Annotated in this window: 20 protein-coding genes, 1 tRNA gene and 1 pseudogene; 12 read left to right on the top strand and 10 right to left on the bottom strand. The window is 56.3% G+C overall.

Features of this window, described 5'->3' with window-relative positions:
* Positions 1–260: 260 nt before the first annotated feature.
* Positions 261–1,211, bottom strand: coding sequence for a GlxA family transcriptional regulator (locus AC2FH6_RS05320; RefSeq protein WP_496700683.1), 951 nt, complete (start codon positions 1,209–1,211; stop codon positions 261–263).
* Between the two features lie 154 nt (positions 1,212–1,365).
* Between AC2FH6_RS05320 and AC2FH6_RS05325 the strand changes: the two genes are divergently transcribed.
* The 4 genes from AC2FH6_RS05325 to AC2FH6_RS05340 are packed head-to-tail and all read left to right on the top strand — an operon-like array spanning position 1,366 to position 5,838.
* Positions 1,366–2,076, top strand: coding sequence for a GntR family transcriptional regulator (locus AC2FH6_RS05325; protein WP_496691668.1), 711 nt, complete (start codon positions 1,366–1,368; stop codon positions 2,074–2,076).
* Between the two features lie 7 nt (positions 2,077–2,083).
* A complete protein-coding gene (locus AC2FH6_RS05330; RefSeq protein ID WP_496701573.1) occupies positions 2,084–3,001 on the top strand; it encodes a dihydrodipicolinate synthase family protein in 918 nt (305 codons plus the stop codon).
* A gap of 3 nt (positions 3,002–3,004) precedes the next feature.
* On the top strand, positions 3,005–4,501 hold the full coding sequence (locus AC2FH6_RS05335; protein ID WP_496701575.1) for an aldehyde dehydrogenase: 1,497 nt from the start codon (positions 3,005–3,007) through the stop codon (positions 4,499–4,501).
* A complete protein-coding gene (locus AC2FH6_RS05340; RefSeq protein WP_496701577.1) occupies positions 4,498–5,838 on the top strand; it encodes an NAD(P)/FAD-dependent oxidoreductase in 1,341 nt (446 codons plus the stop codon). Before AC2FH6_RS05335 ends, AC2FH6_RS05340 begins: the two co-directional genes overlap by 4 nt.
* Here the strand turns inward: AC2FH6_RS05340 and AC2FH6_RS05345 are convergent, their stop codons facing one another.
* The 4 genes and pseudogenes from AC2FH6_RS05345 to AC2FH6_RS05360 all read right to left on the bottom strand — a co-directional run.
* Positions 5,839–6,573, bottom strand: coding sequence for an SDR family NAD(P)-dependent oxidoreductase (locus tag AC2FH6_RS05345; RefSeq protein ID WP_496700687.1), 735 nt, complete (start codon positions 6,571–6,573; stop codon positions 5,839–5,841).
* On the bottom strand, positions 6,570–7,301 hold the full coding sequence (locus AC2FH6_RS05350; RefSeq protein ID WP_496701580.1) for an SDR family NAD(P)-dependent oxidoreductase: 732 nt from the start codon (positions 7,299–7,301) through the stop codon (positions 6,570–6,572). Before AC2FH6_RS05350 ends, AC2FH6_RS05345 begins: the two co-directional genes overlap by 4 nt.
* 67 nt (positions 7,302–7,368) lie before the next feature.
* Entirely contained in the window at positions 7,369–8,910 is a 1,542-nt protein-coding gene (locus AC2FH6_RS05355) for a trimethylamine methyltransferase family protein (protein ID WP_142635980.1), read from the bottom strand.
* 122 nt (positions 8,911–9,032) lie between these two features.
* Positions 9,033–9,182: pseudogene (locus AC2FH6_RS05360) on the bottom strand (BCCT family transporter); the annotation flags it as partial.
* A 143-nt stretch (positions 9,183–9,325) separates the two neighbouring features.
* Here AC2FH6_RS05360 and AC2FH6_RS05365 point away from each other — a divergent pair.
* The 8 genes from AC2FH6_RS05365 to AC2FH6_RS05400 all read left to right on the top strand — a co-directional run bounded on the left by AC2FH6_RS05365 (position 9,326) and on the right by AC2FH6_RS05400 (position 17,740).
* Positions 9,326–10,231, top strand: coding sequence for a LysR substrate-binding domain-containing protein (locus AC2FH6_RS05365; protein ID WP_282021563.1), 906 nt, complete (start codon positions 9,326–9,328; stop codon positions 10,229–10,231).
* Positions 10,232–10,322: 91 nt separating this feature from the next.
* Positions 10,323–11,477 (top strand): aromatic ring-hydroxylating oxygenase subunit alpha, encoded by a 1,155-nt coding sequence (locus AC2FH6_RS05370; RefSeq protein WP_496691671.1) that lies wholly within the window; start codon positions 10,323–10,325, stop codon positions 11,475–11,477.
* 47 nt (positions 11,478–11,524) lie between these two features.
* Positions 11,525–11,749 carry a hypothetical protein gene (locus tag AC2FH6_RS05375; protein ID WP_142635874.1) on the top strand — a complete coding sequence of 75 codons (225 nt, stop codon included), beginning with the start codon at positions 11,525–11,527 and terminating at the stop codon, positions 11,747–11,749.
* Positions 11,750–11,874: 125 nt separating this feature from the next.
* Entirely contained in the window at positions 11,875–14,295 is a 2,421-nt protein-coding gene (locus tag AC2FH6_RS05380) for a GcvT family protein (protein WP_496701582.1), read from the top strand.
* A gap of 102 nt (positions 14,296–14,397) precedes the next feature.
* Positions 14,398–15,372 (top strand): alpha/beta fold hydrolase, encoded by a 975-nt coding sequence (locus tag AC2FH6_RS05385; RefSeq protein WP_496701584.1) that lies wholly within the window; start codon positions 14,398–14,400, stop codon positions 15,370–15,372.
* An 82-nt stretch (positions 15,373–15,454) separates the two neighbouring features.
* Positions 15,455–15,531 (top strand) — tRNA-Met (locus AC2FH6_RS05390).
* Between the two features lie 515 nt (positions 15,532–16,046).
* A complete protein-coding gene (locus tag AC2FH6_RS05395) occupies positions 16,047–16,799 on the top strand; it encodes an MBL fold metallo-hydrolase (protein ID WP_496701586.1) in 753 nt (250 codons plus the stop codon).
* Complete coding sequence (locus tag AC2FH6_RS05400; RefSeq protein WP_496701588.1) at positions 16,796–17,740, top strand: MBL fold metallo-hydrolase; 945 nt, start codon at positions 16,796–16,798, stop codon at positions 17,738–17,740. The genes AC2FH6_RS05395 and AC2FH6_RS05400 overlap by 4 nt, the downstream gene beginning before the upstream one ends.
* Position 17,741: 1 nt before the next feature.
* Here the strand turns inward: AC2FH6_RS05400 and AC2FH6_RS05405 are convergent, their stop codons facing one another.
* The 5 genes from AC2FH6_RS05405 to AC2FH6_RS05425 form a co-directional block, all read right to left on the bottom strand.
* Entirely contained in the window at positions 17,742–18,800 is a 1,059-nt protein-coding gene (locus tag AC2FH6_RS05405) for a YeeE/YedE family protein (RefSeq protein ID WP_496701590.1), read from the bottom strand.
* A gap of 52 nt (positions 18,801–18,852) precedes the next feature.
* Entirely contained in the window at positions 18,853–20,076 is a 1,224-nt protein-coding gene (hemA, locus tag AC2FH6_RS05410; protein ID WP_496701592.1) for a 5-aminolevulinate synthase, read from the bottom strand.
* A gap of 1 nt (position 20,077) precedes the next feature.
* Positions 20,078–20,512, bottom strand: coding sequence for a DUF302 domain-containing protein (locus AC2FH6_RS05415; protein ID WP_142635862.1), 435 nt, complete (start codon positions 20,510–20,512; stop codon positions 20,078–20,080).
* A gap of 80 nt (positions 20,513–20,592) precedes the next feature.
* On the bottom strand, positions 20,593–21,855 hold the full coding sequence (locus AC2FH6_RS05420; RefSeq protein ID WP_496701594.1) for an FCSD flavin-binding domain-containing protein: 1,263 nt from the start codon (positions 21,853–21,855) through the stop codon (positions 20,593–20,595).
* A 27-nt stretch (positions 21,856–21,882) separates the two neighbouring features.
* Positions 21,883–22,587, bottom strand: coding sequence for a c-type cytochrome (locus AC2FH6_RS05425; protein ID WP_142635858.1), 705 nt, complete (start codon positions 22,585–22,587; stop codon positions 21,883–21,885).
* Position 22,588: the final 1 nt, after the last annotated feature.

Genomic DNA, 22,588 nt, shown 5'->3' on the forward strand with positions numbered 1-22,588 from the left:
CTTGGCTATTTGAGCTATTAATTGTGTGGGATTTGGGTCGCATTTTTTGCAGAAATCTGGGCCTTTATATCGCCCTAAACCCCCTTACATCTGACACGATCTTGCAGAATTTGTGCCCTTTTTACCAAATACAAACAGTCAATCCTGCTGATCAGTTTACGAGTTTGAATTTAACGAGGGGGTACAAGCGGGACTAGGGGGTGAGCGCCTGCCGGGCCGGGCTCGCCCTAGGGCAGAGCAGCTCCCCCCGCCGCCTTCCGTCAGTCGATTTTGCTTTTTTGCGAATGCGGTGTGACACCAAAACTGGATCGATAAACCCGCGAGAAATGACCGGGATTTTCAAAGCCACAAGCCAAGGCGACCTCAGTGACGGATGCTTCGGTCTGAAGCAAAAGCTTTTGCGCGCGTTCCAGGCGTAATTCCATAAAGTATTTTTTGGGCGAAGTGTTGAGATACTTACCAAATAACCGCTCTAACTGGCGCGTGGATATGCCAAGATCATCCGCGATCTTTGACGGAGAAACCGGTGCTTCAAGGCATTCGCGCATGGTATGGATAGCCCGAGCCAGATGTGCGTTACGCATCCCGTTGCGCGATTGCAATGATACCCTTTGTTTGGCCGTTGCGTTGCGGGCAGCATTATACACCATCTGGTCTGCAACCGCGATCGCCAGCTCCTCGCCGTGATCGCGTCCGATCAGATGCAGCAAAAGATCGGCAGTTGCCGTCCCACCCGATGCCGTGATGTGTTTCGCGTCTGCCACGAAGACACTGCGCACAAGGTTCACCTCTGGGAACGCTTCCATAAACGCATCGTGATATTCCCAGTGGATCGCAGCCTGAGAGCCATCCAGAAATCCAGCCTCTGCTAGAAGCCAAGCACCAGAACACAATGCCCCGATCGGCGTGCCCCGCGCACGTTCGCGTCGCAACGTCGCCAGAAGGTCGCGTGAGACATGGTTGCGCATGTGGATGCCCGACAAGACAAACAGCTGATCAGTCTTTGGAATATCGCCCAACCCGCCATGCACAAGTGTCACCACCTTATTGGAACATACTGCACGCTCTGCGTCCTCCGATATCAGCGTCCAATCATATAGCGTTTTCTCACTGACCAGATTGGCGATCCGCAGTGGTTCGACGGCACAGGAAAAGGCGAGATGCGAGAACTCCTCGATCAGAACAATGGTGATGTGCCGCATCTGAGGCATAGGGTTTTCCACTTTGTTCGGCCGGATTGGCTGAGTCTTTGTCGTTGGATTATGCTGCACGAAATTTCCATGTATACAATATGTATTTTATTCGGATACAAAAAGGAGGCAATCGAACCCAATCGATTCTTGCTGGCTGGGCTGGAGGATCCGGATGAAGGACGTCGCAAAAACCCGCAAAACGCAGCTGGCCGAGCACTTGAAGGTCTCGATCCTGACTTTGCGCCTGCAACCTGGCACCGATCTGGACGAGGTGCATCTGTCCGATGCGTTTGGCCTGTCGAGAACGCCTTTACGTGAAGTGTTCCGACAACTCGCCGGAGAAGGATATCTGGACCTGCGAACAAACCGCAGCGCGCGCGTGTCCGAAATGTCGTATACCACCTTGCGCGATTTCTTTCTGGCCGCTCCGATGATCTATGGTGCAATCCTGCGACTGGCAGCGGCGAATGCAAAGCCTGTGCAGATTGAAGCCCTGAAAACCGCACAGCAGGCATTCAAGGCCGCGCTGCGGGATGGGGCAGCCGAAGAGCGCGCCCTGGCCAATAACCGCTTTCACGAAGTGACCGGCGAAATGTCGGGCAATGTCTATCTATTGCCCTCTTTCAACCGTTTGCTGATTGACCATGCCCGTATCGGCATGACCTTCTACCGGCCACAGTCGGGCAGGATGGTCGAAAACCTGTCCGAGGCAAGCCAGCAACACGACGCCATCATCGACGCCATAGAGACACGCAATGAAACGGCTGCTGCGCAGCTGGCCGAAGATCACTGGAACTTGTCACGCGATCAGATCGAACTGTTCGTGATGCCCGATGCGCTGGATGTCCCAATGGGCCTCCCACCGCTTTCGAAACCTGCATGAGGACGGAATGAATCCAATTTTCCGATTTGAGGGGGTCTATACCCCGGTGGTCACGCCCTATCAGGCCGATGACAGCGTCAACTGGGACGCGCTGGCGCAGGTGATCGAGCTTCTGATCAAGAATGGCGTGCATGGTCTAATCTCGGGCGGGTCGACAGGTGAGAATTATGCGCAGACCGTGGAGGAACGGCTCGAATTGGCGCGGTTCACCCATTTGCGTCTGAAAGGCCGTTTGCCTCTGGTTGTTGGCACGGGCGCGATGTTGACGTCGGACTCGGTTGCGCTGGCGTCGGGTGCAAAGGAAATCGGGGCGAATGCGATCCTGTTGGCCAGCCCGCCCTATTCGGTGCCCACCGACCGCGAAAATGCGCTGAATGCGCTGGCCATCGACAAGGCCGCCGACCTGCCGGTAATGCTGTACAATTATCCTCACCGCACAGGCACGATGATGGGCGAAGAATTCCTGGACCGCGTCGGACGCAGCAGGAATTTCTGCGGCATCAAGGAAAGCTCGGGCGATATCAACCGGGTGCATCTTCTGGCGCGGGACTATCCGCATATCCAACTGGGATGCGGTATGGACGATCAGGCGCTGGAATTCTTTGCCTGGGGCGCGCCGTTCTGGGTCTGTGGCGGCTCGAACTTTCTGCCTGCCGAGCATGTGGCGCTATACCAGGCCTGTGTAATCGAGGGCGATTTTGCCAAGGGCCGTCGGATCATGTCGGCGCTGATGCCCTTGATGCGGGTATTAGAACAGGGTGGCAAATTCATCCAGACCATCAAGCATGGTGTCACAATGAATGGGATTGACGCGGGCATCGTTCGGCCGCCGCTGAAATCTTTGAACAAAGATGACAAACGCGCGCTAGAGCAAGTGACGCGCGTGCTGAAACAGAAAATCGCTGACATCATGGCAGAGGAGTAAGGTATGACATTGCTGACGCAGGACGAATACGACTCCATCGCCGCGGGTCTGACCTTGCCAACCGGCGCCTTTATTGATGGCGCGTACCGCCCGGCGATTTCCGGGCAGTCCTTCACAACGGTTAACCCGGCGACCAACAAGAAATTGGCCAACATTGCCGCCTGCGGTGTAGCGGACGTGGATTTTGCCGTCGAGAAGGCGCGCGAAGCGTTCGAAGATGGCCGCTGGTCGAGGCTGCACCCATCCGAGCGCAAAAATGTGCTGATCCGGTTGACCAAACTGATCACACGCAATGCACGTGAACTGGCGGTGATGGAAAGTATCGACAGTGGCAAGACCATCTTTGACTGCGAGACCGTCGACCTGCCCGAGACCATTCATTGCCTGAAATGGCATGCTGAGGCGATCGACAAGATCTATGATCAGGTCTCGCCCGCCAGTGACGACCACATCGCTTTGGTCGTGCGCGAGCCGATTGGCGTTGTCGGGCTAGTCCTGCCCTGGAATTTCCCATTGCTGATGCTGGCATGGAAGATCGGGCCCGCTCTGGCTGCGGGCTGCTCGGTGGTGGTGAAGCCGGCCGAGGAAACTTCACTGACGGCATTGCGGCTGGCCGAACTGGCGATGGAGGCCGGTCTGCCACGCGGCGTCCTAAACATCGTCCCCGGCGCAGGTGCCGAGGTGGGCGAACCTATTGGGCGGCACATGGATATAGATATGGTGTCCTTCACCGGCTCAACCGTGACTGGCAAACGGTTCCTGAGCTATTCGGCGGAAAGCAACGCCAAAGAGGTGGTGCTTGAAATGGGCGGCAAGAATCCGGCCATTGTGATGGAAGATGCAGAAAATCTGGACCGCGTGGCGGCACATATCGTCAATGGTGCGTTCTGGAATATGGGTGAGAACTGCTCGGCCACGTCCCGCCTGATTGTCCACAAGGCCGTAAAGGCCGAGTTGCTCGACCGCATCGCCCATCATGTAAAGCAATGGAATGTCGGCGAGCCTCTGAACCCGGAAACACGATTGGGCGCAATGGTCAGCGAAGCTCATTTCGATAAGGTCTGCGGATATCTGGATCAGGCCGAAAACGTGGTGATCGGAGGCAAAGCGGACAATGGCTTTGTCGAGGCCACCGTAGTCGAACTCCCTGGCAATGACGCCATCCTGGCACGTGACGAAATCTTTGGTCCCATTCTTTCGGTGATCACGGTTTCCAGCTTTGATGAGGCCATCAAGATCGCCAACGATACCGAGTATGGTTTGTGTGCGTCGATCTTCACAGCCAATGCGAAACGCGCCATTCGCGGGGCGCGGATGATCCGGGCGGGAACGGTGACTGTGAACAGTTTTGGTGAGGGCGATATCACCACGCCCTTTGGCGGCTATAAACAGTCTGGCTTTGGTGGGCGCGACAACTCGATCCATGCGCATGACCAGTATACCCAGCTAAAAACCATCTGGTTCGACCTGTCCGACGATGCGGATGAGGCCGTGGATTGAGCAGCTATGCCGCCCGAACCCTGCCAGTCCATCGCGGACCTGCGGCCTGGAGCGTCATATTAGGCGATCCACTCCCGGCCCAAGAACTGGATAGTGATCTGACGGCGGATGTCGTGATTGTTGGTGCCGGTTTCGCAGGGTTGTCAGCGGCACAGCGTTTGAGGCAGCTGCAAAGCGACGCAAAGATTGTCGTGCTTGAGGCTGGCCGCGTGGCCGAAGGGGCTGCGGGGCGCAATACGGGTTTTATGATCGATCTGCCACATGACCTGGCCTCGGACAATTATTCCGGGCCGGGGGATGATCGCACCATGATCACATTAAACCGACTTGCAATTGATTTTGCCCGATCGGCGGTCGAGCAATATCAGATCGACCCGAATTTCTTTGATCCGGCTGGCAAGGTTAACGGGGCGGTGAGCGCGGCGGGACATGCACATAATATCAGCTATGCGCATCATCTCAGCACTTTGGGTGAGACCAGTGAAATGCTCGACCAACAGCAGATGCACGCCCTGACAGGGTCGCGCCACTATCGGTCGGGGCTATACACACCCGGCACGGTTATGTTGCAACCAGCAGGCTATATTCGCGGTCTGGCTGCGGGACTGATCAAGGATGGCATTGCATTGTACGAGAGCTCTGGCGTGACCGGGTTTGAGAAGCAAGGCGGTGCGTGGCTGGTAAAAACCGCGCGCGGTACCGTCAGCACTGGTACAGTCATCCTGACGGTGAACGGGCATCTGGAAAGCTTTGGGATCGAGCGCGACCGGCTGATGCAACTGTTCCTTTTTGCGGCAATGACCCCGGAGCTGGACGCCGAAGTGCTGTCGCGGCTTGGGGGGCAACCCCGCTGGAGTGTCACACCATCTGATCCGTTGGGTACAACAATGCGGCGCATCGATACGGCGCAGGGCGGCAATCGGATCATAACCCGTACCTGCGCGGCCCTGCGCCCGGGCATGACCTCAACTGCTGGTGATCTGGCGCGCGCCTCGCGGGTGATGCAGCGCAAATTCGACCAGCGATTTCCGCAGTTGGCGGGGCTGGACATGCAATATCACTGGGCCGGTCATCTCTGCCTCAGCCTGAACGGCGTTTCCGTCGCGCGAGAGGTCGAACAGGGCGTGATTTCCGGCTGTGTCCAGAACGGGCTGGGCACGGCGCGCGGCACCCTGACCGGTATCGCGGCAGCAGAACGCACCTGCGGCCACAGCTCGAATATCACCCGGTATTTCGACGCCCAGGATCAACCCAAACGCCTGCCCCCAAAGCCATTCCGAGAGATCGGTGCCAATGCAGTGCTGCGCTGGAAAGAATGGCGCGCGCGGGACGAGTGATCAGGGCAGGCTCAGCTTGGCCATGCGGCCTCCGTCGACTGTGTAGACCTGCCCGGTGATAAAGCTGGCATCATCCGACGCCAGGAAGGCGACCAGCGCCGCAACCTCTTGCGGGCTTCCGGTTCGGGCAACGGGGTGTATGCGCTTGATATCCTCGTGAAATGTCTCCGGGTCCGGCATTGAGGCGATGAAATCCACGTTCAACTCGGTGTCGATCCAGCCAGGGGCCACGGCGTTGCAACGAATACCCTCTGCCCCATGATCCACGGCCACCGCTCGTGTCAGGCCATGCAACCCGGCTTTGGATGCGCAATAGGCAGCATGGCCGGGATTGCTGCCCAGCCCCTCAATCGAGCCGATATTGACAATCGCCCCGCCCGCCCGCCGTAGATGGGGCAGCGCCGCCTTGATCAGCAGGAACGGGGCCGTGAGGTTGACTGTCAGCGTGCGCTGCCAGTCTGCAAGGCTCATCTGCTCGACGCCGGCTTCCTGCATCATGCCTGCATTATTGACCAGAATGTCCAATCGCCCGGACAGATCAACGACCTGATTGACCACCGTTTGCGGGCTGTGGGGATCTCTGAAATCGGCCTCGAACCCTTCGAATTCCGGATCGCTCCCACGTTGCGCGGTAAAGACCCGTGCACCTTCGTGTTGCAAACGTTCCGCGATGGCGCGTCCGATACCGCTGCGCCCGCCCGTGACCAGTGCGGTTTTGCCGGTAAATCGCGTCATGAAACCGGTTTTCCTCCGTTCACTTCCAGCAATGCCCCACACACATAGCGCGCGGCGTCCGAGGCAAGAAACATCACCACATCAGCAATATCTTCGGGCTCGGCGATACGCCCCAAGGGCACCGTCCGGCCCAGCTCTGCCACGGCAGTATCCGGATCGAAGCCGCGTTTTTCAAACCCCGACCGCAGCATCGCCGTGTTTACTTCATTCGGGCAGACGGCGTTAATGCGGATGCCCTGATGCGCGTGGTCCATACCCATGCATTGTGTCAACGACGCAATAGCTGCCTTGGTCATGCAATAGACCGCGTGGTTCGGCCCAGGGCGCAGCCCCCAGCATGACGCTGTGTTCACGATCGCGCCACCACCACGCGCCGCCATGATCGGGATTGCGGCGCGACAGATGCGAAAGGGGGCCTCGACATTTACGCCCAGCGACAATGCCCAGTCGGTATCCAAAGTCTCGGTCACCGCTCCGCGGGTGATGACCCCCGCATTGTTGACGACGATATCCAGCCCGCCCAGCGCATCCGCCGCATGTTGCGGCAATGCATCTGCATAAGCGCTCTCGCGCAAATCGCCGGGCAAATGGGCGTCGGCCTCGATACCCTCAACCGAAACGTCCGCAACCGCAACCCGTGCCCCTGCCTGCCGCATCCGCTGTGCAATAGCAGATCCGATGCCGCCCGCAGCCCCTGTGATGAGCGCTGTTTTGCCGGTCAGTTCCATTTTCCCTCCGAGTGCTAAATGGAAACCCACCCGACAATGCAGTCGGGATAGGTCCAAGGCGAAATCTCTAATAGGTTTGGTTCAGCTCGTCAGCGGCGGGAATTTCCCGTTCCCGCCGGGCGATATAGTCCAGCAGGGCCTCGTTTTTGGCCACGTCCAGTGTCGGTTCCTGGTATTCGGCCAGCAGCTTGCGCGCGTGCTTCAACGCGCGCTCAGTGATCTCAACCCCGCCTTCTGCCACCCATTGCTCAATCGAGTTATTGTCGAACATCTCGGGCATGAAAAACGCCGTTTGAAAATTGTCCTGCGTGTGCGGATGACCCAGATAGTGCCCGCCTGGACCGACCTCTGGAATGGCGGCAAGAGCTTGGTCGAAATCATCCCATTGCGGGCCTTCTGCCATGCGATAAGCCATCGCACATTGTTCAGCATCGACAATGAACTTGGCGGTGGAACAATGCATCCCAGCTTCATTCCAGCCCGCCGAATGCCAAATATAGTTCGCACCGGAATGAAGAACCGCCTGCAGCGTCGTGGCGGATTCGTACCCGGCCTGCGCATCAAATGTCTTGGCCCCACCCAGCGTGTTCGAGGTGCGCCATGGAACGTCGTAGAACCGGGCCATCTGCCCGATCATAAAGTTCATCAGACTGATCTCGGGCGTGCCGGCCATCGGGGCACCTGATTTCATCGACACCGTCGACAGGTAGTGCCCGTAAATCGCCGGAGCACCTTTGCGAATGACTTGGGTATAGGCCAGCGCGCTCAGTGCTTCGGCGTTCAACTGCGCCACTGTGGCGGGAACCGATGCGGGCGTATTGGCCCCGCCCAGCACAAAGGGCGAGCACAAGACAGGCTGATTGCGGCGAGAAAAGGCCCGCATCGCGCCCAGCATCGTTTCATCCCAGACCAGCGGAGAGTTTCCGTTGCAGTTTCCCGTGGTGACCGGGTGATCTTCAATGAAATCTTCCCCGAACAGGATCGCACACATCTCAATGACGTCTTCGGCGTTTCTGGGCGAGGTGGTCATACCCATGAACGTCTTGTCCGAATGTTTCATCGACGAATAGGTAATGCGCAAATGTCGCTGACTGATCGGGTGGTCGTAAGGTTCGACAATGTGATGCGCCGAGGAATGCATCGCCGGCAGCATGTGGCTTAGTTTGTGGAACATTGCCAGATCATCGAGCGTCGGATTACGCCTCACGTCATCGAGATCGCGCAGAAAGGGCGCGCCGGTCATCGGCACAAAGATCGAGTGCCGTCCGCCCAGTCGCACGTTCTTGTTTGGATCGCGTGCATGATAAGTGAAGGTGCTGGGAATGGTGGCGATCAGCTCTCGGACCAGGCCCCGGTCCAGATAGACCAGTTCGCCCTCGACCTTTGCGCCAGCTTTTTTCCAATCCTCCAGTGCGATTGCATCGCGAAACTGAACACCGACATTCTCGAGAATATCCATTGAGGCGCTGTCGATCCTGTCGATCTGGCTGCCATCCATCACCTCGCATAGGGGGATGCCTCTGGTCAGGCCGGGCAACATCTCGAAATTCGGAGCAGAGCGCAGCGCGCGCCGGGCCGCGCGGCCACCGGTTCGGGTCATGGTACGCATATTCACAGGGCGATCCTCCAATCCTCCCCAAAAGATTGCGGTATTTGGTCAAAGCAAGCCTCACTAATTGCGATACATGTTTGCAGGAAGCGACCCGCACCCGAAACCGCCGAAATGATCTACAGACCCATGATGACGACTAGACCTGCTATCAGTTCAACCTTGCTTGGCTCGGGATCATCTCCGCCCATATCTATGATCCACTCCATGCCGGTGATTGCATAAGAACCGTCAATGAACTGGCTGACACCAAACCCGGTCGTCACAGAAACATTACCTGATTTTGACGGCACGCATCGGAAACACGGCACTCGACATCATCGTTTTTGAAAATTTCTTCTGGCGCACAATCTTAAAAAGTCCAATATTTGAGTGAGAATAATTAACCTGAAGACCACCAACGGCTACACCTGTCATGTCCAGACGCCACTATAATCTGCCGCCACTCACCACGCTGTCGGCCTTCGAAGCCGCTGCGCGCCATCTAAGCTTCAAGAATGCGGCTGAAGAACTGTCAGTGACGCCGGGCGCGGTCAGTCATCAGATCAAAGCGTTGGAAGGTGATCTTGGCACCGCCTTGTTCCAGCGCAAACACCGAGGGGTCGAACTGACGGAAGACGGCAAAGCGCTGTATGACGCGCTGGCTTCTTCGTTTACCCGCATCTCAAAAACACTGGCAACAATCCGCGACCGTGCCACCGTCGAAAAGGTAACCGTAGGATCAACCACTGCAGTGGCTGCTCTTTGGTTGTCGCCATCGGTAATCCGGTTCTGGCGCGAAATGCCTGAAGTAAATGTTGACCAGCTTTCACAGGATCGACCATTTCGGGATCGGCCGGATATCGATTTCTTTATTCGCTACGGCCGGGACGGCAACGGTGACCTTTCGCACACTCCTCTGTTTCGGGATTGTCTAGTCCCCGTCGCCTGCCCAGAGGTGGCGGATCGGTTGGCCGGTGCAAGCCTTGAAGATCTCGCCGCTGAACGACTGATACATCTGGACTCTGAAGACCGCAGCTGGACCACTTGGCCCGAATGGTTTCAACAACTCGGGTACACGGGAACCATTCCGATCGATTCTCGTGTGAACAGCTATTCGGTAGCCCTCCAGCGGGCGCGTAAGGGGGCCGGGCTGGTTCTTGGATGGCAACGCTTGATCCAACCCATGCTGCAATCGGGAAAGCTGGTGGCAATCGGGCCCCACCTCCAGATCGCTCCAAACCAGTTTTATCTGGTTGGCCGCTCGGATGAAGACTTGTCCGAAAGTGCCCGGGCGCTGAAAGATTGGATCATTCAAGAGGTTCAGGACGGTTCGGTTTAGGTGAAATCACCCTGTGATGAGGTTTTCTGATATTGAGTGGATGCCAGCGTATCCGCCAATAGAGACCAAGCAACACCTGCAGGAGAGCCCGATGAACAAGCATACTGCGCTGTCTTCCGTTCTGGTCGATGTGAATGTCGCAAACGGCCTGCCAAACGAACACTATATCGACCCGGCACTTTTCGCCGAAGAGCGTAGATCGGTTTTGTACGCCAACTGGTCCGGGATCGGCTTTGGCAAAGACGTGCCCGAGGAAGGCGATGCCATGCCGGTCGATTTCCTAGGCATGCCTTTACTAATCGTGCGGGATCGGGATGGTGAGGTTGGCGTATTTCAAAATACCTGCCGTCACCGCGGGATGATCCTTGTCGATACCCCTCGCAAGATAAGTGGCGCGATCCGTTGCCCCTATCACAGCTGGTGCTACAGCCTGAAGGGAGAGCTGCGTGCGACGCCACATGTTGGCGGCGCCGGTCACAACACCCATGAGGACGTGGATCGCAAATCTCTGGGCCTGATCCGTATTCGCTCTTATGTCTGGCGGGACGTGGTCTTTGTTAATGTGGACGGCAATGCACCCGAATTCGAAGAGGCGCACGCCGCCTTATTGGAACGCTGGAAAGAGTTTGATCAACCAGTACATCACGGCGGTGAGGCCTCTTCGTTCAAGTTGGAGGTCAAGACCAACTGGAAGCTGGCGGTTGAGAACTATTGCGAAAGCTATCACCTGCCCTGGGTGCATCCCGGCCTGAACAGTTATTCGCGACTTGAAGATCACTATAACATCGAAATGCGCGGGCATTATTCCGGTCAAGGCACGCTGGTCTATCGACAACTCACTGACCATGACGGCACCACATTCGCCGATTTCGACGGGCTCAGCGATCAATGGAATGAGGGCGCAGAGTATGTGGCCGTGTATCCAAATGTTCTTTTGGGTGTGCAGCGTGACCATGCCTTTGCCATTGTCCTGGAACCGGTTGATCACGAAAATACCGTTGAGCATATCGAGCTTTATTATGCCAAAAGCATCGAAGACACACCTGAACATGATGGCCTGAGGGCGGCAAACGCCCAGCAATGGAAAACTGTGTTTGAAGAGGATGTGTTCGTTGTTGAAGGGATGCAAAAGGGTCGGCACGGAATGTTGTTCGACGGCGGTCGGTTCTCTCCGGTGATGGATGGTCCGACCCATAATTTCCATCACTGGGTTGCGACGCAGATTGAAAGCGGTCGCGCCGACTGAACCAGCTGTCTGGCCACGCACGACTGGCCAGACGCGACGGAGACCCGATGGACAGAACAGAACTGGATCGCTTGCTACTTGAGGCGCATGATCATGATGATCCTGCCGCGTTGGTCCGCTATTACACTATTGCAGCAGATGAATGCGAAGCGGTGCAAGATATCGACGCGGCCTGTTTTTACCTGACCCACGCCTTTATATTCGCCCTGGAAGCCGGGGCCTCTGAAACAGATGAATTGAACCACAGACTGGTCGAGTATGGACGTGCATAGTGGTGGGCATCGGAGACTAACCTTGGTTTATATCTGTTCAATCCCACGTGAAATTTAAACCCGTTGTCTTGGGTTCAGTACTGGTAACACATGACGACAAGACCAAAATTTTGGATGACAGACTCATGAAGACAAATGCACAGGCAGTGGTAATCGGCGGGGGTGTGATTGGGTGCTCGATCCTGTATCACCTGACCAAATCGGGGTGGTCAGACGTGGTGCTGTTGGAACGGGATGAACTGACATCCGGCTCGACCTGGCACGCGGCGGCGAACATCCACGGACTGCATGACAGCACCAATATCAGCCGCATCCAACACTATACGATGACGCTGTACAAAGAGCTTGAGGCTGAAACCGGCCAAAGCTGCGGCGTGTTCCAGCCCGGCTCGTTATATCTGGCCCAAACCGAAGAGCGCGAGCACCAGCTGAGGCTGCAGGCCGCCAAGGCCAAGCTGTACGGGATGAATTTCTATGAGATCAGCATCGAAGAGGCGCAGCGTCTGAACCCGCTGGTCAATTACGATGGCATCCGATGTGTCATGTACGAACCTGATGGCGGTAATGTTGATCCCTCGGGGGTCACCAACGCCTACGCTGTCGGCGCGCGCCAGCGTGGGGCCGAAATCCACCGCTTTACGCCAGTCACTGCGACAGATCAGCAAGAAGACGGCACATGGATCGTACGCACCCCTAAGGGGGACATCCAAACGCCGTGGGTTGTGAATGCCGCCGGTCTGTGGGGCCGCGAAGTTGCCATGTTGGCCGGGATTGAGCTACCCCTGCAACCGACCGAGCATCAGTATTTTGTCACCGAAACCATGGCTGACGTCGCGGCGCATGATACACGCCTGCCCTCGGTCAGTGACCGCGATGGCGAGTACTATTTGCGGCAGGAAGGTCAGGGCCTTTTGGTGGGGGCTTATGAAAAGGATATGAAATTCTGGGCCGAGGACGGCACACCCCTGGATTTTGCCCATGATCTGTTTCCCGACGATCTGGAGCGGATCGAAGAGAATATGATGAACGCCATCGAACGCGTACCTGCCGTGGGCGACGCCGGGATCAAACGGATCATCAACGGACCGATGATCTGGTCACCGGATGCCAACGTTCTGATGGGGCCAGTGCCCGAGGTCGACGGCTATTTCTGCTGCAACGGCATCATCCCGGGTTTCTCGCAATCGGGTGGCATGGGCCTGATGGCGGCGCAGTGGATCATCGAAGGCGAAACCCAATACGACATGTTCGCCTGGGACGTGGCGCGGTTCGACACATGGGCTACGAAAGATTTCACCAAGGCCCGCGTGCAGGATCAGTACGCACACCGCTTTGCCATCCACTTCCCAAATGAAGAACGCAGCGCAGGACGCCCTGCCCGGACCCGCCCGATTTATGACAGGCAAAAGGACATGGGTGCCGTCTTTGGCCTGAATGTCGGATGGGAACACCCGCTGTGGTTCGCAGAGGCGCCCGGCGCCACGGACACCAACGGATTCACCCGCCAGAACTGGTGGGAACCGGTGGGCGCGGAATGCCGGATGCTGCGCGATCGGGCCGGGATCATCGACATCTCAAACTTTGCCAAATATGTTTGCAAAGGTCCGGGAGCCGAGGGTTGGCTTAATGCCGTATTCGCAAATTCCATGCCGAGATCGGTTGGTCGATCCTGCCTGACCCCGCTGATCTCAAAACGGGGTGGTATTGCCGGCGATTTCACCGTGACCCGCGTGGCCGAAGACGAATTCTGGATCATCGGCTCGGGCATGGCCGAGCGCTATCACAAACGGTTCTTCAAACAAGTTCCTCTGCCCGACGGCACCCGTTTCGAAAGCCGCACCGAAGAGACTTGCGGCTTTAACGTGGCTGGACCGAAATCGCGGGAAATCCTGCAACGGCTTACGAATACCTCGCTCAGCCCCGAGGATTTCCCCTTCATGCGCTCGCAACAGATCGAAATCGCCGGAATTGCGGTCCTGGCGCTGCGTGTCTCCTTCACCGGCGATCTGGGCTGGGAGGTGCATTGCGCCGCGAAAGATCAGCTCCGCCTGTATGAGGCGCTGATCGAGACCGGAAAAGAGTTCGGCGCAGGCCCAGTTGGCAGCCGCGCACTGATGTCGCTGAGGATCGAAAAGGGCTATGGGTCTTGGGGGCGCGAATACAGCCCCGAATACTGGCCACACGAGGTCGGGTTGGACCGGTTGTGCAAATTCGACAAATCGTTCCTGAACAAAGATGCCGCAAATACTGCCATGACCTCTCCGGCCAGAGAGCAGCTTGTCCTGCTGCATCTGGACGAAGCCGACACCGCAGCTTCGAACGCTGACGCGACCGGAGGCGAACCCATTTTCATGGACGGGCGCGGAATTGGTCGGGTGACATCGGGCGCTTATGGCTATTCCGTGGGGATGTCGCTGGCCTTGGGCTATGTTTCGGGTGCCGAGGCAGGCGATAGGGTCGAGGTCATGGTATTAGGGCGCCCGCATAGGGCAACGATCCTGAAAGAACCGCCCTTTGATCCAACTGGGACGATCTTGCGCGGCTAACCCAGTCCGCATTAGATCCTTCAAGCGAGCTGTGGACATTGCCTTCGGGTTGTGGCGCTATCCGGTCAGTAATCTGATCTGCTCCATCCAGAGGATAGGCTGATGACAATCTTCCTGACTATTGCGCTGTTCATTGCACTGTTTCTTGTTGCGATGAACCTTTGGACCCGCAAGCTGACCCGTGACGGCCGGATGCGTGTTCCGCAACCGGGGGAGATCATTCCCGTGCGTGGCGGCGATATCCACTATGTGGAAAAGGGCGACCCTTCCAATCAGACGGTTGTGCTCATTCATGGGCTGGCCGGGCAGTTGCAACATTTCACCTACGCCTTGATGGATAAACTGGCCGAGGATTTTCACGTCATTGCCGTGGATCGCCCCGGTTGCGGATACTCAACTCGTGAGTCGGCAGAGCTTGGGCGGTTGCCCGAACAGGGCCGCATGATACATGAATTTCTAGAGGCAAAGGGGGTCAGCAACCCAATTCTGGTCGGCCATTCGCTGGGTGGCGCGGTTTCTCTGGCGATGGCGCTGGATTACCCGGACAAGATCAAAGCGCTGGCCCTGCTAGCTCCGCTTACTCAGGCGATGCCCGGGCCGCCCGCCGTGTTCAAACCGCTTGAAATCCGGACAGCATGGCTGCGCAGTCTGATCGGCAACACGATTGCCGTCCCGCTGGCCGCAAAAACCGCACCGCACACCCTTAGCGCGGCTTTTGCGCCAGAACCCGCGCCCCAAGACTTTCTGGACCGCGCCGGCGGCGCTTTGGGGATGCGTCCATCCGCGTTTATCAGCGCCTCACAGGATGTGATCGGGATTGAACAGAGCATGCCGGCGCAGGTCGCCCGTTATGGCGACCTGAAAGTGCCTGGCTCCATATTGTTTGGAGCACAGGATGCGCTCTTGTCAGCCACGCAACACGGTGAATCAATGCAGGCGTTTGGTCTGAGTTTTGAACAGATCGAAGGGCTGGGCCATATGATCCCCCTGACAGTCCCGGACATCTGCAACAACTTCATTCGCGGCGTGGTACAAAATACAGAACCCAGGGCGACGGTTGTGCCGAATTCGGATTAGTCCCAGCTAAAATATTCCCAACAAAGGCGCCATTTCCCTCTTGACCCTCCCCAACCCCTCCCTTAAATCGCCATTCACTCATGGCGGAGTAGCTCAGTTGGTTAGAGCAGCGGAATCATAATCCGCGTGTCGGGGGTTCAAGTCCCTCCTCCGCTACCAAATTCCCATAACATATCAGTTAGAAACGTGAACTCAGCGTTGCTCTCACGTACCGCAAACATGGTTTGGGTGGCATTTTGGGTAACAGCAGACGAATTTTGTGTTCAAAAAGAACTGGGAATCGTCACGAAAAAGCGGGAAACGCCACACGCCGCAACCAGTCCCATTTCGCTCCAAGAGTTGAGATGCAGGCTCTCAGGGGCACCGGTGTAATCGCTAACTTACCCGCCGGTACCGAAGAAGTTGAGTAGACTTCTTAGTGATCAAGACGAAAGCAGCATTGCACACACAGCCTTTCTTTCTCCATTTACAAATAATAACATTCATTTTATTGATTGTGTATGGATGGAAATACACTTTCTCGCCGCACTTTCTTGTACAGCGCCGCTTGCCTTGGGATGCTTGGTACTCAATCCAGGATCGTGAGGGCCGAGTTGCAACTCGGCCCTTCAGCTCGGATTTCAACCGTATCAGACGGGTACCTGTCATTGCCACCGGAAATGATCTTTGATTCCATGCCGAAAGAAGAACTCGAGCAGCTTCTGAATCGCAATCGAGTGGACGCGACCAAGTACGAGCCAGAGTGCAACGTGGCGCTCTATCGTGATGGTAAAAACACGGTATTATTCGATGTCGGAGCTGGGCCGGATTTCATGCCTACGTCTGGCAAACTTATGGAAACTGTTGAAACAATCGGCCTGTCGCCCGAAGACGTTTCGCACGTGATTTTCACCCATGCGCATCCGGATCACATCTGGGGCATTTTGGATGACTTCGACGACCTGCTTTTCCCCAACGCGACGCATCACTTTGGCCGTAAAGAGTGGGATTATTGGTGGAACCCTTCAACGGTGGATTCAATAGGAGAAGATCGCGCTGCGTTCGCTGTAGGCGCGAAGCGCCGGATGGAAGAAATTGAGGATCAGGTGGCGTTCTTTGACGACGGACAAGAGATCCTTCCAGGCATTGCCGCCCGTGCAAGCTTTGGGCACACACCCGGCCACATGGCGTTTGAAATCCGCAGCGGCAGTGAATCCGTGATGATTGTCGGCGACGCGTTGGGAAATCCACACGTGGCTTTTGAACGGCCTGATTGGCACAGTGGCACGGATCAGGATCCACAGGCAGCTGCAGCAACTCGTAGTTTGCTGCTAGATCAGATTTCTCGCGAGCAAATGAAGATAATTGGCTTCCACCTGCCGAATGGTGGAATCGGCCGGGTCGAAAAAACTGGCTCTGCGTATAAGTTCATTGGAGAACCAACATGATACGAACGCTTGCGATTGCCTTGGCCTTGGCCGCACCAGCTTGGGCAAGCGAGGAAATTGCAGACCAATATCCGCAAAACGTGCTGTATTCCAAACCGGTCGAGTATATCCCTGGCGTCTATTCCGCCATTGGCGCAACCGCACCACCAACCTACGAAAACTCTGGTCACAACAACAATCTCAGTTTCATTGTAACCGGTGAAGGTGTGGTCGTCATAAACGGCGGTGCAGCCTATGTCCTTGCCGAAGCGCTTCACAAGGAAATTCAGGCCATCACGGATCAGCCGGTCAGACTTGTCTTCAACGAGAATGGCCAGGGGCACGCGATGCTCGGCAACGCTTACTGGTCAGAACTCGGCATTCCGATCATCGCACATTCAGAAGCAGCGGCTGAATTCGAGGAATATGGCCCGCAAATTCTGCAGGGAATGCAGCGATACAATCAGGACAAGGCAGACGGAACATTCCTGGCTGGCCCAACCGAGACATTCGATGATGAGTACGTGGTTGAGATGGGTGAATTCCGGATTGAGGCAAAGTACCTCGGCCCTGCCCATAGTCCCGGCGATATCTCGATCTGGTTGCCGAACCAAGGCCTTGTCATTGCGGGCGACATGGCGTTTCACGAACGCATGCTGCCAATCTTTCAAGACACCTATACAGCGGATTGGCTTGTAACTTGGGACACCGAATTCGAGGCTTTAGATGCCACTTATGTGATACCGGGACACGGCCATCCTACGAACATGGATCAGGTGCGCCGCTATACACGCGACTACCTGATATATCTGCGCGGCAAGATTCAAGAGCATATGGATGCAGGAGGTGATCTGGCTGAGGCTTACTACGTCGATCAGTCACCTTATGCCAACCTGGACACGTTTGAAGAACTGGCCACGAAAAATGCAGGGCGCGTTTTCGAACAGATGGAATTCGAGTAGCTCAGGAATGTTGCGGAACAGGGATTAGCATCAATAGTCTATGCGTGCTGATCGCCCCGACCCACATGAAAAATACGGCAACCCATGCGGTCAATGACAGGGCGGACCCTCCTGAAAGCCCGGCACCCACCGCGCAACCTCCCGCCAGCATGGCCCCAAACCCCATGAGAACAGCCCCTACGAGGTAGCGTTCCATCGGAGTTTCCGAGCCAAATCGTTCGATCCTCCACTCCCCTGCAGTCAAGGCCGAGCCTGCCGCGCCAATTACTACGCCTGGGACAAGGCCGATACCGAAGGACAGAACAACGTTTCGACTTGCAACCAACGCCATTAGTGTGTCCGTGGCCGGTCCGGTAAAGGTGACAGAAGACACAGGCACGACTTCAAAAGATGCTTGCGCGATGGCAAATGTTAACAACCAGCCGAGCGCCACAGCCAGGCCAACTCCTGCGGCCGCTATGATCCTTATAGGCGCGACTTTCCGGTGGGACGCAAAGACAATGGCCGACACCAGTCCCAACGCTGCAACTGCTGTATAAACCGTTGGCGAGAGCCCAAGTATTTCTGAAAGATCACGCGGCGCGCCTCCTGGGACAGCCCAGATACCAGACAGCAACTCGCGGACGGGACTAAGAACACCGGTATAGGCGGCTTGAGCCACTAAGGTCAAAACCAATCCCGTAACCAGGGCGCGCAGATTACCGCAGGAGGCTAATACCAAAAGGCGAGATGCACATCCACGCGCCAGAACCATGCCTGCGCCGAACATCGCTCCACCGATTACCGCGCCGCTCAGGCTACCTGTCGACGCGATTGCACGTGTCTCGGACAGGTCTAGCCACTCAAACGCGATAAGCGCCTGTACCAAGGCGAGCGCAGTGGTGAAGGCGATCAGCCAAACCGCCAAGCGGGGACCTAGCTCGCCTTCGGCGACTTCGACTGCCGACGCTCTTAAACAAAAGTGAGACTTCTGAGCCGTCACGCCGAACAAGATACCGACGAGCACTCCGGCAAATGCCAAGGCACCAGAGTCTCCCAACAGATCGATGAGTCTCTCCATCAGCAGAAACTCTCACTTCGTAGCGTGTGCATCCTTGTCTTCGGTCAAGTTGTCATTGTGCGACCATTGGCCTGCGCGCCAACTGGCATTGCGTCCACAACTCACCCAATGCAGATACCAGTCGATCCACGTCTTCAGTAGAATGCACCGGCGACGGTGTAATCCGTAGACGCTCCGTTCCCTTGGGAACGGTTGGATAGTTGATCGGCTGGATGTAAATTCCATAGTCACGCATCAGTACATCAGAGATGAAGCGACACTTAACCGGATCGCCGACCATGACCGGAATGATGTGACTTGGGTTCGGAGTATGGGGAATACTCAGTTCGTCCAGCCTGTCTCGAACTTCGCGCACTCGCTGCTGGTGCAGATATCGTTCCGCATTGCTTTGCTTCAGGTGCCGAACCGAGGCTGCCGCACCTGCGGCTACGGCCGGAGGCAATGCAGTGGTAAAGATAAACCCGCTGGCAAAGGACCGGACGAAGTCCACAAGCTCTTTCGACGCCGCGATGTATCCACCGACGACACCGAAGGCTTTGCCTAATGTCCCCTCGATAACGGTTAGGCGATCCATCAGGCCTTCACGTTCGGCGATGCCACCGCCGCGCGGTCCATAAAGCCCTACGGCGTGAACCTCATCCAAATAGGTCATCGCGCCATAGCGATCCGCCAGATCACAGATCTCGGCAACTGGCGCTATATCACCATCCATGGAATAGACGCTTTCGAACGCGATGAGCTTTGGTGCGTTGGCTGGTATGTCAGCAAGTTGCCTTTCAAGGTCTGCAATATCATTGTGCTTCCAGATCCGCTTTTGACAACGGCTGTGGCGAATTCCCTCAATCATCGAGGCATGGTTCAACTCGTCTGACAGTACAGTGATACCAGGAATGCGGGAGGCCAAAGTTCCCAAAGCCGCCCAGTTTGAGACGTAGCCGGACGTAAATAGCAATGCCGCCTCTTTGCAGTGCAAGTCGGCAAGTTCCTGTTCCAGCAAAACGTGCTCGTGAGTGGTTCCAGAGATATTCCGCGTACCACCCGCCCCGGCACCACACTCATCAATCGCATGGTGCATTGCTGCAAGAATGCAGGGGTGTTGACCCATGCCAAGATAATCATTTGAGCACCAGACAGTGACTTTTTCGGGACCGTCTTCTGCGTAATTGCGCGCGGTCGGGAATGCACCGCACTGCCTTCCGAGATCCGCAAAGACCCTATAGTTCCCTTCCTCTTGAAGCTGGTCTAGCTGATCACGAAAAAACTGCTGATAGTTCATTTCAATTCCCTACGGCCTCTTCGACGATCTCGGATAACAGGGTCTGAACCTTTTGCATTGGCCCATCAGGGTAGCCTCGATATCCCACCATCACGCCACTGTCGTCTTCGGCTACAAAAATCCCGTAGGGGCAGAATCCGATATTCATAGGGTCGGCTTCCATCACCTCGCGCGAGATTTTTGCCGAGCAGAAAATGAAGATGTCTGCGGCCGCAAATATCTGCTTGTCACTGCCGACATCAGCGCCCGTGCGATTCAACATGTCGCCTACATGGCTTACATGGTCGATGACCAGTCCCTGTCCGACAATCGCGGACTCGACGGCGAAGGTTGCATCATCAAAACTGCCGTCAAATGGGGCGGTGATGATCTCTTCCGCAAACGCATGGCTCACCAGAACAGTGGAAAACGCGGCTACAGCGATAAAGTGTTTCATGATTTTAATCCTCCTCTTGAGCCGCATCTTCTCAGATTGCTCATCAGGGTCTTTGACACCAGTCAAAACCCCTGAATACCTTAACCGAACATGTCTGAAGTGATACCAGCGTACCAACCCAGCGACTCTTCATAAGTTGCTTTCCTCAAGTCCGCATCTTCGCCGGTCTGGCTGATAAAGCCGTCCACTTTGGCAATCTTTTCGGGAGTCGCTTCGTAAGTTGCGCCAACCTTGACGCCATCATCGGTGTCGATGAGCGACCAGCACGTGTTGGAGAACTTGGCCGGAAACACTTTGGTCCCGGTCAACGCACCTCGCACGGCATTCGCACAAACTTTCGCCTGACTGTTGGCCGAGAAGCCGGATTTGGGCATGTCACCCTGTTGGCTGGCGTCACCAAGAACGTAGATATCCAGGTCGGCTTTGGAGGACATATCCGCGGCGTTCACGGGTGCCCAGTTGCCATCGGTCACCCCTGCCATTTCCGCAATGCGTCCGGCTTTCATCGCTGGGATCACGTTGCAGACATCGACCTTGGTTTCTTCGCCGTCGATAGTAACGGTCATTGCATCCGGGTTTACGGCGACATTGCCGCCGCCGAAATCTTCGCCGATCCAGTCAACCATTCCTTCGTAGTGGTTGGCCCAACCCTCTTGGAACAATGACATCTTGGAAAACTTCGGTTTCGGGTCAGCAACGATGATCTTTGCTGTCGGGTTGTTCGCCTTCAGAACATGCGCAACCATTGAAACCCGCTCATACGGTCCGGGTGGGCAACGGTACGGATTCGGTGGCGCGACCATTGCAAATGTACCCCCTTCGGGCATTGCCATGATCTGCGCCTTGAGAAGCTCGGTCTGAGATCCAGCCTTGTACGCATGCGGCATTTTATTTTGCGCCGAGACGTCCCAGCCCTCGACCGCACCATCAACAAAGTCGATACCCGGGCTCAGAATCAGCTTGTCATATGGAACAGACCCGCCACCTGCCAAGGACACCGTCTTGGCATCGCGATCCACCCCTGTGGCCCAATCATGCACCACGTTGATGCCGTAGTTCGCGGCAAGCGTGCCATAGCTGTGGGCAATGTCCGAAAGCTCCTGAAACCCTCCCAGATACAGGTTTGAGAAGAAACAGGTGTAATAGGTCCGCGACGGCTCGATCAACGTTACGTCGATCTCACCACTGCTGTCTTTTGCGATGTAGCGCGCAGCAGTTGCACCGCCCGCACCGCCGCCGACAATTACCACGCGTGGTTTGCCTTGCGCCAACACCATCGGTGCCGATAACCCGGCTGCTACCACCCCGGCGGCTCCAAGAAATACTCGTCTATTTAGCGTCATCGCGTTTCCTCCTCTTGGACACAGTCACTATGGATTATTGAAGTAGGCAGCCAATGCCGCGATCTCGTCATTGCTCAGCCGTCCGGCAATCATTCGCATGACCGGGTGTGGCCGCTGTTTGTCTTTATATGCGTGCATGGCGACCACGAAGTCTTCGTCAGGCCAGTACACGATCGAGGGAATGCCCTCATCGCCTCCGTCGATCTGATGGCACGTTGTACATTCGCTGCTGAGATATGCGCCGTACTCCGGATCTCCTTGAATCGCCAAGATCGCGGGGTCGATAGAATGATCCGTGCCCTTCGCCGTCGGGTCCGCTTCTGGGATGTCCTGAGGATTGTCGGAAAAATCCCGCAAATAGGCGATCACGTTGGCGCGGTCTTCCGGGTCTTTCAGGCCACCAAAACTCATCCTGGTGCCTGACGCGAATGCACGTGGGTTTTCGATGTACGCAGACAGTGTGTCAGCGTGCCACTCCAGACCCGAGCTACCCGCGCGCGCAAGGCTTTTGGAATAGCTAAAGCCATCCAGACCAGCTGCCCTGCGCCCAAAAATCCCATTCAGATGCGGACCGATTTTGTTTTCGGCCCCCTTTCCAACCTGATGACAGCCTTTGCATTTGGCAAACACAGCTTTCCCTGCCTCAGCATCGCCAAGGTCTTCTGCAGCGTAGGTCGATGAAGCAGTAGCCCCAAAGAACGCGGCACAGACAAGCGCGTTCGACCAACGCATC

Source organism: Ruegeria sp. CDSC045 (assembly GCF_059610725.1).

Bases quoted from the DNA above. Each gene is read 5' to 3' on its own strand.
- AC2FH6_RS05320 (WP_496700683.1), bottom strand. From the start codon at position 1,211: ATGCCTCAGATGCGGCACATCACCATTGTTCTGATCGAGGAGTTCTCG.
- AC2FH6_RS05375 (WP_142635874.1), top strand. From the start codon at position 11,525: ATGGACAGAACAGAACTGGATCGCTTGCTACTTGAGGCGCATGATCAT.
- AC2FH6_RS05380 (WP_496701582.1), top strand. From the start codon at position 11,875: ATGAAGACAAATGCACAGGCAGTGGTAATCGGCGGGGGTGTGATTGGG.
- AC2FH6_RS05350 (WP_496701580.1), bottom strand. From the start codon at position 7,301: ATGGAACTGACCGGCAAAACAGCGCTCATCACAGGGGCTGCGGGCGGC.
- AC2FH6_RS05325 (WP_496691668.1), top strand. From the start codon at position 1,366: ATGAAGGACGTCGCAAAAACCCGCAAAACGCAGCTGGCCGAGCACTTG.
- AC2FH6_RS05345 (WP_496700687.1), bottom strand. From the start codon at position 6,573: ATGACGCGATTTACCGGCAAAACCGCACTGGTCACGGGCGGGCGCAGC.
- AC2FH6_RS05330 (WP_496701573.1), top strand. From the start codon at position 2,084: ATGAATCCAATTTTCCGATTTGAGGGGGTCTATACCCCGGTGGTCACG.
- AC2FH6_RS05400 (WP_496701588.1), top strand. From the start codon at position 16,796: ATGATACGAACGCTTGCGATTGCCTTGGCCTTGGCCGCACCAGCTTGG.
- AC2FH6_RS05365 (WP_282021563.1), top strand. From the start codon at position 9,326: ATGTCCAGACGCCACTATAATCTGCCGCCACTCACCACGCTGTCGGCC.
- AC2FH6_RS05415 (WP_142635862.1), bottom strand. From the start codon at position 20,512: ATGAAACACTTTATCGCTGTAGCCGCGTTTTCCACTGTTCTGGTGAGC.
- AC2FH6_RS05405 (WP_496701590.1), bottom strand. From the start codon at position 18,800: ATGGAGAGACTCATCGATCTGTTGGGAGACTCTGGTGCCTTGGCATTT.
- AC2FH6_RS05385 (WP_496701584.1), top strand. From the start codon at position 14,398: ATGACAATCTTCCTGACTATTGCGCTGTTCATTGCACTGTTTCTTGTT.
- AC2FH6_RS05420 (WP_496701594.1), bottom strand. From the start codon at position 21,855: ATGACGCTAAATAGACGAGTATTTCTTGGAGCCGCCGGGGTGGTAGCA.
- AC2FH6_RS05355 (WP_142635980.1), bottom strand. From the start codon at position 8,910: ATGCGTACCATGACCCGAACCGGTGGCCGCGCGGCCCGGCGCGCGCTG.
- AC2FH6_RS05425 (WP_142635858.1), bottom strand. From the start codon at position 22,587: ATGCGTTGGTCGAACGCGCTTGTCTGTGCCGCGTTCTTTGGGGCTACT.
- AC2FH6_RS05395 (WP_496701586.1), top strand. From the start codon at position 16,047: ATGCCGAAAGAAGAACTCGAGCAGCTTCTGAATCGCAATCGAGTGGAC.
- AC2FH6_RS05335 (WP_496701575.1), top strand. From the start codon at position 3,005: ATGACATTGCTGACGCAGGACGAATACGACTCCATCGCCGCGGGTCTG.
- AC2FH6_RS05370 (WP_496691671.1), top strand. From the start codon at position 10,323: ATGAACAAGCATACTGCGCTGTCTTCCGTTCTGGTCGATGTGAATGTC.
- hemA (WP_496701592.1), bottom strand. From the start codon at position 20,076: ATGAACTATCAGCAGTTTTTTCGTGATCAGCTAGACCAGCTTCAAGAG.